General features: G+C 65.3%; 13 protein-coding genes. 7 read left to right on the forward strand and 6 right to left on the reverse strand.

The features are described 5' to 3' along the window. Positions 1-14: 14 nt before the first annotated feature. The 4 genes from BM031_RS07925 to BM031_RS07940 form a co-directional block, all read right to left on the reverse strand. Complete coding sequence (locus BM031_RS07925; RefSeq protein ID WP_091873407.1) at positions 15-821, reverse strand: MlaE family ABC transporter permease; 807 nt, start codon at positions 819-821, stop codon at positions 15-17. Positions 822-1,001: 180 nt separating this feature from the next. Beyond that, the gene (locus tag BM031_RS07930; protein WP_091873409.1) at positions 1,002-3,242 is read right to left on the reverse strand and encodes a RelA/SpoT family protein; all 2,241 of its coding nucleotides are present in this window, start codon (positions 3,240-3,242) and stop codon (positions 1,002-1,004) included. A gap of 9 nt (positions 3,243-3,251) precedes the next feature. Next, entirely contained in the window at positions 3,252-3,602 is a 351-nt protein-coding gene (locus BM031_RS07935) for a RidA family protein (protein ID WP_091873412.1), read from the reverse strand. A gap of 32 nt (positions 3,603-3,634) precedes the next feature. Beyond that, entirely contained in the window at positions 3,635-4,528 is an 894-nt protein-coding gene (locus BM031_RS07940) for an alpha/beta fold hydrolase (protein ID WP_091873414.1), read from the reverse strand. 122 nt (positions 4,529-4,650) lie between these two features. Here BM031_RS07940 and BM031_RS07945 point away from each other — a divergent pair, with 122 nt between their 5' ends. The 6 genes from BM031_RS07945 (at position 4,651) to BM031_RS07970 (ending at position 10,622) form a co-directional block, all read left to right on the forward strand. Then, the gene (locus BM031_RS07945) at positions 4,651-5,457 is read left to right on the forward strand and encodes a 3-hydroxybutyrate dehydrogenase (RefSeq protein WP_091873417.1); all 807 of its coding nucleotides are present in this window, start codon (positions 4,651-4,653) and stop codon (positions 5,455-5,457) included. A gap of 51 nt (positions 5,458-5,508) precedes the next feature. Then, the gene (locus tag BM031_RS07950) at positions 5,509-6,807 is read left to right on the forward strand and encodes a metal-dependent hydrolase family protein (RefSeq protein ID WP_091873419.1); all 1,299 of its coding nucleotides are present in this window, start codon (positions 5,509-5,511) and stop codon (positions 6,805-6,807) included. 213 nt (positions 6,808-7,020) lie between these two features. Next, on the forward strand, positions 7,021-8,322 hold the full coding sequence (locus BM031_RS07955) for a dicarboxylate/amino acid:cation symporter (protein WP_091873421.1): 1,302 nt from the start codon (positions 7,021-7,023) through the stop codon (positions 8,320-8,322). Between the two features lie 150 nt (positions 8,323-8,472). Next, entirely contained in the window at positions 8,473-8,880 is a 408-nt protein-coding gene (locus tag BM031_RS07960; protein ID WP_091873424.1) for a BlaI/MecI/CopY family transcriptional regulator, read from the forward strand. Further along, positions 8,877-10,139, forward strand: a complete 1,263-nt coding sequence (locus BM031_RS07965) for a M56 family metallopeptidase (protein WP_091873426.1) — start codon at positions 8,877-8,879, stop codon at positions 10,137-10,139. Before BM031_RS07960 ends, BM031_RS07965 begins: the two co-directional genes overlap by 4 nt. 81 nt (positions 10,140-10,220) lie before the next feature. Continuing rightward, the gene (locus BM031_RS07970) at positions 10,221-10,622 is read left to right on the forward strand and encodes an energy transducer TonB (protein ID WP_229408705.1); all 402 of its coding nucleotides are present in this window, start codon (positions 10,221-10,223) and stop codon (positions 10,620-10,622) included. 74 nt (positions 10,623-10,696) lie between these two features. Here BM031_RS07970 and BM031_RS07975 read toward each other — a convergent pair whose 3' ends face one another. Next, a complete protein-coding gene (locus BM031_RS07975; RefSeq protein WP_091873429.1) occupies positions 10,697-11,347 on the reverse strand; it encodes a 3-oxoacid CoA-transferase subunit B in 651 nt (216 codons plus the stop codon). Positions 11,348-11,374: 27 nt separating this feature from the next. Continuing rightward, entirely contained in the window at positions 11,375-12,076 is a 702-nt protein-coding gene (locus BM031_RS07980) for a CoA transferase subunit A (protein WP_091873432.1), read from the reverse strand. Positions 12,077-12,217: 141 nt separating this feature from the next. On the opposite strand from BM031_RS07980, the gene BM031_RS07985 reads away from it, so the two are divergent. Further along, the gene (locus tag BM031_RS07985; protein WP_091873436.1) at positions 12,218-12,778 is read left to right on the forward strand and encodes a PAS and helix-turn-helix domain-containing protein; all 561 of its coding nucleotides are present in this window, start codon (positions 12,218-12,220) and stop codon (positions 12,776-12,778) included. Positions 12,779-13,062: the final 284 nt, after the last annotated feature.

The following is a 13,062-nucleotide window of genomic DNA, read 5'->3' on the forward strand; positions in this document are numbered from 1 at the left end:
TCCTTTTCTTGTTCTTACATGTACTTCAGCGCAAGCGATGCGGCCTCGATTACCAGCAGCACGAACAGCAGGCGCAGCGCGCCCGGCTGCACGGTGAAGGCGACGCGGCGCGGGTAGCGCTGCAGCTCGAGGATGGCGGCGGTCGGGATCAGGGCCACGGCCAGGCCGAACAGCACGGTCTTGAGCACGAAGCCGATCGTCACCGCCGGCGCGAACACGCGGCCGACGGTGCGGGTGTAGTCGGCGATGCCCCATGGGGACACGCCATACACGTTCAGGTAGGCCATCAGCAGCACCAGGGTGGAGGTGACCATGGCCAGGCTCAGGACCGCGACCGCATTGGCCAGCAGCTGCGGCACCATGTCGCGCCGCATGCGGCGCAGCGCCTCGTCGTTGGCGGCCTGCGGCGACATGCCGGCGCGCGCCAGTCCCAGCGCCGAGGCATCGAAGGCCATGCTGGCGCGCAGGGCCACGAACAGCGCCGCGGCCAGCGGAATGAGCTCCAGCACCAGCACCCGCACCACCATCTCGAGCGCGAAGTGCGACAGGCCGTAGCTCTTGGCCGTGACCAGCACGATGCGGATGATGACGAGGCTGATCAGGGCCGAGGCCAGGGTGAACCAGGGCAGCACCTGCCAGGTGCTGGCATGGATGTGGCGCGCTGCGGCGTGGCGGTTTTCGCGGTTGTAGGTCGAGGGGGACAGCGCCATCACGACGGCGATCGCACCCAGGTGCACCATGTACCACCAGCTGCGCAGGTAGCGCGCGAGGGCAAGGCCCCACAGGCGCGGGTTGGCGTAGAGGTTCAGGGTGCGGGGCATGGTGTCGATATGATACAGATTTGGGTGGGTAGGCTCGGTTTTTGTATCGAATTGAAACGGGTTGGATGGTCGGCGAACTTGGGTTCCGGCCTGCGCGGGAATGACGTGCTTATTTGCGTTGGCCTAAAAACCGTCGTCCCGGCGCAGGCCGGGACCCAATTTTGCAAGCACACCGATAGCCTACTGCCTCCTCGCCTCCATCACTCCCCCCACCTCCATGATCGCCGACAGCGCCTTCTGCAGCTGCCCGGTCGACCCGATCTCCGCCGTGAACACCATCCGCGCCTGCCCCTTGGCGCTCTGGGTGTTCACCCCGGTCACGTTGATTTTCTCGCGCGAGAACACCTCGGAGATATCGCGCAGCAGGCCCTGCCTGTCGTTGGCCAGGATGAACAGGTCGACCGGGTACACGGTTTCCATCTGCGCCGAGCCCCACGCGGTCTGGATCACGCGCTCGGGCGCCTTGGTGCGCATCTCGGCGAAGTTCTTGCAGCTGAGGCGGTGGATCGAGACGCCCTTGCCGCGGGTGACGAAACCGACGATCGGGTCGGGCGGCGCAGGTTTACAGCACTTGGCCAGCATCGTCATCAGGCCCTCGGTGCCCACCACCAGCACGCCCGACTTGGCGCCCTTCTCCACGCTCGAGGACAGGCTCTTGTTGACCACCGCTTCGTCCACCGCCGGCGCCGGTTCGACCGCATCGTGCAGGGCCGCTTCCACGTGGCGCAGGCTGAACTTCTCCTTGCCGACCTGGATGAACAGCTCGTCCACCTTGGCGAACCCCAGCTTGTGCGCCAGCGCTTCCAGGTTGACCGCGGTCTTGCCTTCGCGCTGGAGCGACTTCTCGACCAGCGCGCGTCCCTGCGCCAGCGTCTCGGCCTGCTCCAGCGCGTGGAACCAGGCGCGGATCTTCGAGCGCGTGCGGCTGCTGACGGTGTAGCCGGGGCTGAGCCAGTCGCGCGACGGCCCCTGGCTGCCGGCCGGGCCCTTGGCGGTAATCACCTCGCAGGTCTGGCCATTCCTTAAGGGGGTATTGAGCGGCACCATGACGCCGTCGATGCGCGCGCCGCGGCAGCGGTGGCCCACTTCGCTGTGCAGGTGGTAGGCGAAGTCGATCGGCGTGGCGCCCTGCGGCAGTTCAAGCACCCGCGCCTGCGGCGTGAGCACGAAGATGCGGTCGTCGAGCGTGGCGGCCTTGAGCTTCTCGACCCATTCCTTCTGCAGGTCTTCCTGGCCGGTGACGACGTCGGCCACGTCGCTCTTCCAGGCCAGCAGCTGGCGCAGCCAGGCGATCTTCTCGTCATACTTCTGGCTCTTGAAGTTCGACCCGCCCTCTTCCTTGTAGCGCCAGTGCGCGGCGATGCCGTACTCGGCAAAGTTGTGCATCTCCTGGGTCCGGATCTGCACTTCCAGCGGACGGCCGTCGTCGGCCGTGACCACCGTGTGCAGCGACTGGTAGCCGTTCGGTTTCGGGCGCGAGATGTAGTCGTCGAATTCCTTCGGGATCGGGGTCCAGATGTTGTGCACGATGCCCAGCACCGTGTAGCAGGACTTCACGTCCGGCACGATCACGCGGAAGGCGCGCACGTCGTAAAGCGAGGAAAAATCCAGCTCCTTGCCGCGCATCTTGCTCCAGATGCTGTAGATGTGCTTGGGCCGGCCCGAGACTTCGGCCTTGATGCCGGCTGCCTTGAGTTCCGACTCCAGCCGGTCGATCGAGGACTGCACGAAGCCTTCGCGCTGCATGCGCTTTTCTTCGAGCATTTTCGCGATCTGCTTGTAGGTGTCGGGCTCGATGAAGCGGAACGATAAGTCTTCCAGCTCCCACTTGAGCTGCCAGATGCCGAGCCGGTTGGCCAGCGGCGCATAGAAGTCCAATACTTCGCGGCCGTAGGCGCGGGTGACCTCGTCGAAGCGCTTCTGGTCGGCGAAGTAGCGCAGGCTGGTGGCGCAGGAGGCCAGGCGCATCAGCACCACGCGCATGTCCGAGGCCATCGCCAGCAGCATCTTGCGCAAGGTCTCGACCTGGGCCGCGGCCTGCTGGGCGGCGTTCTTGCCACTGCCGATTTGCTCCTTGCCCGCCGTGAGGTCGCGCAGGCGCACCAGCTGGTACACGCCCTGCACCAGGTCCGACACTTCCTTGCCGAAGCGCTCATCGAGCGAACCGGCCACCGCCGGGTCCATCATCGCCAGCTCGAACAGCAGGCCGGCGATGCGGGTTTCGGCGTCGGTGCGCAGCACCGACAGCGTGCTTGCCACCCCGAGCGAGAATTCGAAGGCGTTCTGGCCCGACGCGGCGCTGCGCTCGCCATAGGCGGCGTTCGCGTAGTCGAGCGCACCCTGGACGCGGGCGCAGTCTTCCACGCTCAGGCCCTGCACCAGCTGGGTCGTGGCGTCGCCCAGCAAGACTGTTGATACCATCCGGCGGGCTTAGCGCAGGGCGGCGGTGACGCAGACCTCGACCAGGCATGCGGGATTGGCCAGCTTGGCCTCGACGGTGGCGCGCGGCGGGGTGTGGCCTTGCGGGACCCACTCGTCCCAGACCGTGTTCATGCCCGGGAACTGCGCCATGTCGGCGATGAAGATCTGGCACATCAGGATGCAGGACTTGTCGCTGCCGGCTTCCGACAGCAGGCGGTCGACGTGGCCGAGCACTTCGCACATCTGGCCCTCGATGCCCTGGCTGGTGTCTTCGGCGATCTGGCCGGCGAGGTAGACGGTGCCGTTGTGGATGGCGGTTTCGGACAGGCGTTTGCCCACGTGGAGTCGTTGGATTTCCATGGCTGCTTTCTTCTGGAATGGGGCGCCAGTGCTTACACTGGGCCGATTAAAAAATCTCGGGCGATCGCGATCTGGTCGGCGCGCACGAAGGTGGGTGCATGGCCGACGCCCGCGATCTCGACCAGCTTGGGACGCGGCCCGCGCTGGGCCATCTGCAATGCGGTGTCGTGCGAGAGCAGGTCGGACAGTTCGCCGCGCACCAGCAGCGTGGGACAGCGGATCGCGTCCCAGGCCGCCCACAAGTTGGCCTGGTCGACATCGGCGCGCTCGGGCGTCATGCCGCGGAAGGGCTGGGCCAGGTTCAGGTCGTAGTGGCGCACCCACTGGCCGTCGGGGTCCTGGCGCAGCACGTCATTGGCGAGCTTGAACCATTCGTCGTCGGTGTGCGGGCCGAACGAGGTCGACACCGCGCGCACATAGGCCGCGCCGGTGTCGAAGTCGGGGAAGCGGATGTCCTGGCCGATGTACTCGCCGATGCGCGCCAGCGCGCCGCGGTCGAGCACCGGGCCGATATCGTTGAGCACCAGCTTGCGGATCGGGGTGTCGTCCAGCGAAGCGAGCACCATGCCGATCAGGCCACCCATCGAGGTGCCGAACCAGTGCACGCCGGCCTCGTCGTCGGCGGCGGCGTTGGCGGTCACGCGGGCCACCAGCGTGACCATGTCGGCCACGTACTGCGGCACCGTGTACGACTCGGGATTGCGCAGGCGGCCGGAGCGCCCGCGCCCGACCACGTCCGGGCACACCACGCGGTACTCGTCGCACAGCGCGCGCGCCAGGTGGTCGAAGTCGTCGGCCACGCGGGTGACGCCGTGCACGCACACCAGCACCTTCGGGTTGAGCGGGTCGCCCCACTCCTTGTACGCCATCCGGTGCAGCCCGGCGGGAGAACTGCACTGCACGCTTCTTAACCTGGCTTCGATCATCACCCGCTCCGTCATGACAATATTGTCCTTACCACCATCGCAAGTTGCCATTTTACTTGGCGTTGCGATTAGAATTCTACCAATTCTGAGGAAGCACCGACGTACCTTCACCTGGAGACACAATGAATTCGAATTTCGCATCCCGTTTGCTAAGCGGTAAAACGGCCCTGGTTACCGGCTCCACCTCGGGCATCGGCCTGGGCATCGCCCGCTCGCTGGCCGAGCAAGGCGCCAATATCGTGTTCAACGGCTTCGGCGACGCCCAGCAGATCGAGAAGCTCTACACCGAAGTAGGCGCCGAATTCGGCGTGCAGACGGCCTACCACAACGCCGACATGTCCAAGCCGGCCGAGATCGAGGCCATGATGCGCTTCGCGGCCGACAAATTCGGCGGCGTCGACATCCTCGTCAATAACGCCGGCATCCAGCACGTGGCGACGGTAGAACAGTTCCCGCCCGAGAAATGGGACGCGATCCTGGCGATCAACCTCACCTCGGCCTTCCACACCACGCGCCTGGCCCTGCCCGGCATGCAGCAGAAGAACTGGGGCCGCATCATCAACCTGGCCTCGGTGCATGGCCTGGTAGGCTCCGCCGGCAAGTCGGCCTACGTCGCCGCCAAGCACGGCCTGGTGGGCTTGACCAAGGTGACCGCGCTCGAGAACGCGCACACGGGCGTCACCTGCAACGCGATCTGCCCGGGCTGGGTGCTCACGCCGCTGGTGCAGAAGCAGGTCGACGACCGCGCCGCCCGCGAAGGCCTGGACAACGACGCCGCGCGCAAGGCCCTGCTGGCCGAAAAGCAGCCGTCGGGCGAATTCGTGACGCCGGAAGAACTGGGCGCGCTGGCGGTGTTCTTCTGCAGCCCCGCCGGCAACCAGGTGCGCGGCGTGGCCTGGAACATGGATGGGGGCTGGGCCGCGCAATAAACGACGGCAAGCCGCTATGATGGCGTCTTCGATCACCATCGCGAGACGACCATGCGGACCTGGGCCAAGACCCTTGCTGTCACCCTCACCCTGCTGGCGGCAAGCGCACACGCCGCCGGCCAGCAGCCCATCCTGCTCACCGCCGACCGGGTCTGGACCGGCGACGGCCCGCCCCGGCAAGGCTGGGCGGTGCTGGTGTCCAGGGGACGTATCGACGCGGTCGGCCCGCTGGACAAGCTCGCTGTTCCACCGGGCGCCGAGCGCATCGACCTGCCCGGCGCCACACTGGTTCCGGGCCTGATCGACCTGCACTCGCACGTCCTGCTCCACCCCTACAACGAAACCACCTGGGACGACCAGGTGATCAAGGAGCCGGTCGCCTACCGCGTCATGCTGGCCGGCCGCCACGCCGCCGCGACCCTGCAGGCCGGCTTCACCACCCTGCGCGACCTGGGCACCGAAGGCGCGGACTATGCCGACGTGGGCATCAAGCGCGCCATCGACGAGGGCGTGGCGCCGGGACCGCGCCTGCTGGTCGCCACCAGGGCGATCGTCGCCAGCTACAGCTATGGACCGGCCGAGCGCAGCTACCGTCCCGACATGGAGATACCCTACGGCGCGCAGCCGGCCACCGGCGTCGTCGAAGTGACCCGGGCGGTGCGCGAGCAGTCGGCGCGCGGCGCGGACTGGATCAAGATTTATGCGGACTACCGCACCGGCATCGACGGCAGCTCGCGCCCGACTTTCACCGTGGAAGAGATGAAGGCGATGGTCGCGGCCAGCCACGTCACCGGGCGCAAGGTGGCGGTGCATGCGAGTACCGACGACGCGATCCGGATGGCGGTGCTGGCGGGGGCCGACACCATCGAGCATGGGTATGGGGCATCGGAGGCGACCTTCAGGCTGATGGCGGAGCAGGGCACTGCGTATATCCCGACGCTGACGGCGCCGGAGGCGATCGGCGAATATTTCCAGAAGCATGTGCGCGGGGGTGCGCCGACACCGTCGATGGAGCAGGCGCACCGGGCGTTCCGGCTGGCGAGGAAGCTCGGTGTGGTGATCGGCAACGGCAGCGACGTGGGGGTGTTCGCGCATGGAAGCAATGCGCGCGAGCTGGCGTGGATGGTCAGGCTCGGGATGACGCCGGTGGAGGCACTGCGGGCGGCCACCGTGGTGGCGGCGACGATTTTAGGTAAGGAGAAGGAGCTGGGGCAGCTCAAGGCGGGGATGCTGGCGGATGTGGTGGCGATGGAGGGGGATCCGACGGTGGATATTGCGGCGGTGGACAAGGTGGGGTTTGTGATGAAGGGTGGGGAGGTTTTCAGAAAGCCCGCCTCGGTCACGCGTTAGCGGGTGGCGACGGAATTAGGTACCGGCCTTCGCCGGTACGACGGTCTCCTGGCCAACTCATCCTGCATGCATTTCGGTATAACTCGCGATAAGGCGGGAGCATATCGTGTTGCTGCGCATAACTGGTTATAAGGCCTGCGGATATCCACAATAGATGGCGGAATCGGATTCCGACAAGATGGCAGCTCACACACTTCTCTTAAAAGAGTTGCCATGAAAAAGCCTTTCTATAAAATCCTGTACGTCCAGGTGCTGTTCGCCATCGCGCTGGGCGTGGCGCTCGGGGTGTTCTACCCGGAACTGGGCGCCAAGATGAAGCCTTTGGGAGACGGCTTCATCAAACTGATCAAGATGATCATCGCTCCGGTGATCTTCTGTACCGTGGTCGCCGGGATCGCCGGCATGCAGGACATGAAGAAGATCGGCCGCGTCGGCGGCAAGGCCCTGCTCTACTTTGAAGTCGTCTCGACCTTCGCGCTGGCCATCGGCCTGGTGGTCGCCAACGTGGTCAAGCCGGGCGCCGGCTTCAATGTCGATGCGGCCCACCTCGACGCCTCGTCCATCGCCCAGTACACCGACAAGGCCAAGTCGCAGACCACGACGGACTTCCTGATGAACATCATCCCGAACACCTTCGTGGATGCCTTCGCCAAGGGCGACATCCTGCAGGTGCTGCTGATCGCGCTGCTGTTCGGCTTCGCGCTGTCGATGCTGGGCGAGCGTGGCCGCCCGGTCACCAGGATGATCGACGACTTCTCGCACGTGATTTTCGGCGTGGTGAACATCATCATGAAAGTCGCCCCGATCGGCGCCTTTGGCGCGATGGCCTTCACCATCGGCAAATACGGCCTCGATTCCCTGCTGCCGCTGGCCAAGCTGATGGGTTCGTTCTACCTGACCTGCTTCCTGTTCATTGCCGTGGTGCTCGGCTCCATCGCCAAATACACCGGCTTCTCGGTCTTCCGTTTCATCAAGTACATCAAGGAAGAACTGCTGATCGTGCTCGGCACCAGCTCGTCGGAAAGCGCCCTGCCGGCCCTGATGCGCAAGCTCGAACGCCTCGGCTGCTCCAAGCCGGTGGTGGGCCTGGTGGTCCCGACCGGCTACTCGTTCAACCTGGACGGCACCAACATCTACATGACGATGGCGGCGCTGTTCGTGGCCCAGGCCACCAACACCGACCTGACCCTGATGCAGGAACTGACCATCCTGGCGGTGGCGATGCTGACCTCGAAAGGCGCATCCGGTATCACCGGCGCCGGCTTCATCACCCTGGCGGCGACGCTGGCAGTGGTCCCGACCATCCCGGTGGCCGGCATGGCGCTGATCCTGGGCATCGACCGCTTCATGAGCGAAGCCCGCGCCCTGACCAACTTCATCGGCAACGGCGTGGCCACGGTGGTGGTGTCGAAGTGGGAAAAGGAACTGGACGTCGAGCGCATGGACGCGGTCCTGCATGGCCGCGTGCCGCTGGACGGCGACAAGGACCTGCAGCCGGTGCGCGAAGCCGCGTAACGCGTCCCGCAGCCACAAGAAACCGCATCCCCGGATGCGGTTTTTTTTCGTCCCTACCCGCGCCGCATGAAGCGCACCGCACATCAAAAATCGGTAGACAGGCGTGTCTAGACACACTATTCTAGACCTCATCAACCTATGAGGACGCTCATGCCACGCAAACCCGATACCCCGAAGCCGACCCCGGCCGAACTGGACCTTCTCCAATACCTGTGGCCGCTGGGCTCGGGCACCGCCAAGCAGGTGCACCAGGAAATGCAGAAGCACAAGCCCGACGTGACCTACGCCACCGTGCTGCGCCTGATGCAGATCATGCACGGCAAGGGCCTCCTGATCCGCGACGAGAGCGAACGCTCGCACGTCTATGCGCCGGTGCACGCCCGCGACTCGATGCAGACCAACCTGCTGCAGGACCTGGTGCAGCGCGCCTTCGCCGGTTCGGCCAAGGCGCTGGTGCTGGCGGCGCTGAAAAGCGGCATCTCGAAGAAGGAACGCGACGAGATCGAGAAGCTGCTCAAGGAAGACAGGTCCGAGGACAAGCCTGGAGAGCGCCCATGAACGCCGCCGACCTCGTCGCCGGCGTCGGCTGGACGCTGGTCCACTTCCTGTGGCAGGGCGCGCTGATCGGCTGCGCCACTGCGGTGCTGCTGACCGCGCTGCGCAATGCCCGGCCCGAATCGCGCTACCTGGCGGCCTGCACCGGCCTGTTCCTGTGCCTGGCCTGGCCCGCCACCGAACTGGTGCTGCGCCTGCAGGGCAGCGCCGGCGCCGGCGGCGACGCCATGGTGCTGTTCGCCGCCGGCCTGGTGGCCGGCTCGCCGCTCGACGACAGCTGGAGCGTCCTGCTGGGCGAACAACTGAGCTGGGTGGTCGGCACCTGGGCCGTGTGCACGCTGGCGATGGCCCTGCGCATGGTGCTCGGCCTGCTGTGGATCGGCCGCGCCGCGGCGCACGAACGCATCGAGCCGGCCTGGCAGGCGCGCATCGAGCGCATGGCGGGGCAGTTCGGCATCGATCGCGCGGTGCGCCTGCGCGTGGTCGAGCGCCTGGGCAGCCCGATCACGGCCGGCTGGTGGCGGCCCGTCGTGCTGGTGCCGGCAGCGCTGGTGTCCGGCATGCCGGCCCACCTTCTCGAAGCCCTGCTGGCCCACGAAATGGCCCACATCAAGCGTCACGACTACCTGGTGAACCTGGGCCAGAACGTGGTCGAGACCATCCTGTTCTATCACCCGGCGGTCTGGTGGATCTCGGGACGCATCCGCGTCGAACGGGAACAGATCGCCGACGATTTCGCGGCACGGCAACTGGGCGAACCGCGGCGCCTGGCCCTGGCCCTTTCCGAACTGGAGCGACTCCAGTTCTCAACCCACCACCTGGCCCAGGCGGCCAACGGAGGAGACCTTATGTCACGCATCAAACGCTTGATTCGTCCTGATACGCAGGCACTGAACTGGAAGGCGGCCATTCCCGTCCTGGGGCTGGCGGCCCTGTGCAGCGCGGTGTTCGCCCATGCGGCGCCTACGCCGAAATCGGCGGAACCGGACCTCGCCGCGGTTGCCGATTTTAACAGCTGCAAGCGCCCCCACTATCCGGCCGAATCGATCAAGCAAAACCATACCGGCACGGTGACCCTCGGCTTCCTGGTCGCCAAGAACGGCAAGGTCAAAGAGGCCAAGCTCGCCAAATCGTCCGGCCACGTCCTGCTCGACGACGCTGCCCGCATCGCGCTGGAGAAGTGCCGCTTCAAGCCGGCGCGCACCAAGGGCAAACCGGTCGAATCCTGGACCGCCGTCCAGTACGTCTGGACGCTGGAATAAGCGCAGGCGCCTGTGCTAAGCTCGGCCATGGGCAGGGACGCCCGCCCGGCCGGGCCGGTTCACTGAAACAGAGGAGATCGCATGTCACGCACCCCATCCACGTTTGACGCTGTTCCGTCGTCGCCGTTCTGGAAGCCGTTCATTGCCGCCCTGGGCCTCGCAGCCATGGGCGCCAGCGCCTGCCTGCATGCGGCGCCTGCCACGCCGGCGGCCGATGCGCGTCAGGGCGTCGACACCAGCACCTGCGCGCGGCCCGAGCGCCCGGCCGACGAGATGGGACAAAAGCACAACGGCACCTCGACCTGGCAATTCCTGGTGGGCGCCGATGGCAAGGTGATCGACGCCAAGCTGCAGAAGTCGAGCGGCTATCGCCCCCTGGACGAAGCGGCCCGAGCGGCGCTGGTCAAGTGCCGCTTCAAGCCGGCCATGCTCGATGGCCAGGCGGCGCAGGCATGGACCGCCGTCCAGTACGTCTGGAATTAAGACAAGAAAAAGCCCGGCCGAATTGCACGCCGGGCTGATGTCGCTGATGGGCGGCGCCAGCCGCCCTTTGATGTTTATACCGCCGACACATCCAGCTCGCAGCCGGTGGCCGCCAGCACGGCCTCTTTCGTCACGCCCGGGGCCAGTTCCACCAGTTTCAGGCCGCTATCGGTAATGTCGAGCACGCCGAGGTCGGTGATGATGCGGTCGACCACGCCCACGCCGGTCAGCGGCAGGTCGCACTTCGGCAGGATCTTGTGGCTGGTCGAGCCGTCCTTGGCGGTGGCAACGTGTTCCATCACGACGACCACGCGCTTGACGCCGGCCACCAGGTCCATCGCGCCGCCCATGCCCTTGACCATTTTGCCCGGAATCATCCAGTTGGCCAGGTCGCCACCCTGCGACACCTGCATCGCGCCCAGGATCGCCAGGTTGATCTTGCCGCCGCGGATCATGCCGAAGGAATCGGCCGAGCTGAAGTAGGCCGAGCCTGGCAGCGCCGTCACGGTCTGCTTGCCGGCGTTGATCAGGTCGGCGTCTACCTCCTGTTCCGTCGGGAACGGGCCGATGCCCAGCAGGCCGTTTTCGGACTGCAGGAAGACTTCGATATCGTTGGGGACGTAGTTCGCCACCAGGGTCGGCAGGCCGATGCCCAGGTTCACATAGAAACCGTCTTGCAGTTCCTTCGCCGCGCGCGCGGCCATTTCATCACGAGTCCATGCCATGTTCTGTCTCCAGGTGTCTCAATCTGCTTAGGTAGCGGCGCGCACGGTGCGCTGCTCGATGCGCTTTTCCGGCGTCGGGTTGTGGACGATGCGGTGCACGAAGATGCTCGGGGTGTGCACCTGGTCCGGATCGATCTCGCCGATCTCGACCAGCTCCTCGACTTCCACGATGCAGACCTTGCCTGCGGTGGCGACGTTCGGGTTGAAGTTGCGCGCGGTCTTGCGGAACACCAGGTTGCCGGCCTTGTCCGCCTTCCATGCCTTGACCAGCGAGACGTCCGGCACCAGCGAGCGTTCCATCACATAGTGCTCGCCGTCGAACTCGCGGGTTTCCTTGCCGTCGGCGACGATGGTGCCGTAGCCGGTCTTGGTGAAGAAGGCCGGGATGCCGGCGCCGCCGCAGCGCAGCTTTTCGGCCAGCGTGCCTTGCGGGGTGAATTCGAGCTCGAGTTCGCCCGCCAGGAACTGGCGTGCGAACTCCTTGTTTTCGCCAACATAGGACGAGATCATTTTCTTGATCTGGCGCGTTTCGAGCAGCTGGCCCAGGCCGAAGCCATCCACGCCCGCGTTGTTCGAAATGGCTGTCAGTTCCTTGGCGCCGGAATCGCGCAGCGCCGCGATCAGCGCCTCGGGAATGCCGCACAGGCCGAAGCCGCCCACTGCGATGGTCTGGCCATCTGCCACGACGCCGGCCAGCGCCGACTTCGCATCAGGATACACTTTGTTCATACCCGTCCCTTTTATAGGTTAAGCCACTAAGCTCTTCTGTACTCCAGAGTAGATTCTCAGCATAAAATACGCGGCACCGAAGCACAATACCGTAGAAATACGGGCAAGCTCCGATCATCCGGGCACCTTGATTCAACGCACATGACCTCACCTTCCCCCATCAACTACGAAATGATCTTTCAGCACGCCCCGGTTGGGATGTGCGTATCGGCCGACCGGGTGATCCAGTCGTGCAACCACGCGCTGGCCATCATGTTCGGGTATGACGAGGGCAGGCTGCACGGCCAGTCCTTCAGCGTGCTCTACCCGACCATGGACGAATTCCTGCGCACGGGCGACCGCATCGTGCCGATCATGAACGCCAAAGGACGCTATTCCGACGAGCGCATCATGCGCCGCGCCAACGGCGAGCTGTTCTGGTGCCACGTGACCGGGCGCGCGCTCGACCCGAGCCAGCCGCTCGGCGCGGGCGTGTGGACCTTCGAGGACGTGAGCGAGAAGCGGCCGGTGACGGCGGAACTGACGCCGCGCGAGCGCGAGATCGCGGCGCTGCTGGTGGAAGGCAAGACCAGCAAGATCATCGCGCGCCAGACCGACCTCAGCCCGCGCACGGTGGAGATGCACCGGGCCAGCCTGATGCGCAAGTTCTCGGCATCGACCTCGTCGGAGCTGGTACACAAGCTGGTAGGCGTGGCAAGGTAAGTGCGGAGAGCCTGCGCCCGTTTCTTCCTAATGCCGAACGGGTTTTTACAGTTCTCATAGAACTTATCAAATTTTGCTCATTTCTGCCCAAAATGAGCAAGTTTCCTGCTCCCAGGTCGAGCCACAACAAGAATGTCTTGAATACGACCCGAACGGCTCGCCGGCGGAGAACGCCTGCGGTTTTTTCCTGTCTTAGGGTAGGGAGGTCCAGGGCATGATCATCGAGCCAGGTGGGGGAAGTGTAACGGAGCCGCGACTTATCACAACCGGCGTGTGCCTGGTCG

The organism is Massilia yuzhufengensis, assembly GCF_900112225.1.
GTDB classification, from domain to species: Bacteria; Pseudomonadota; Gammaproteobacteria; order Burkholderiales; family Burkholderiaceae_D; genus Telluria; species Telluria yuzhufengensis.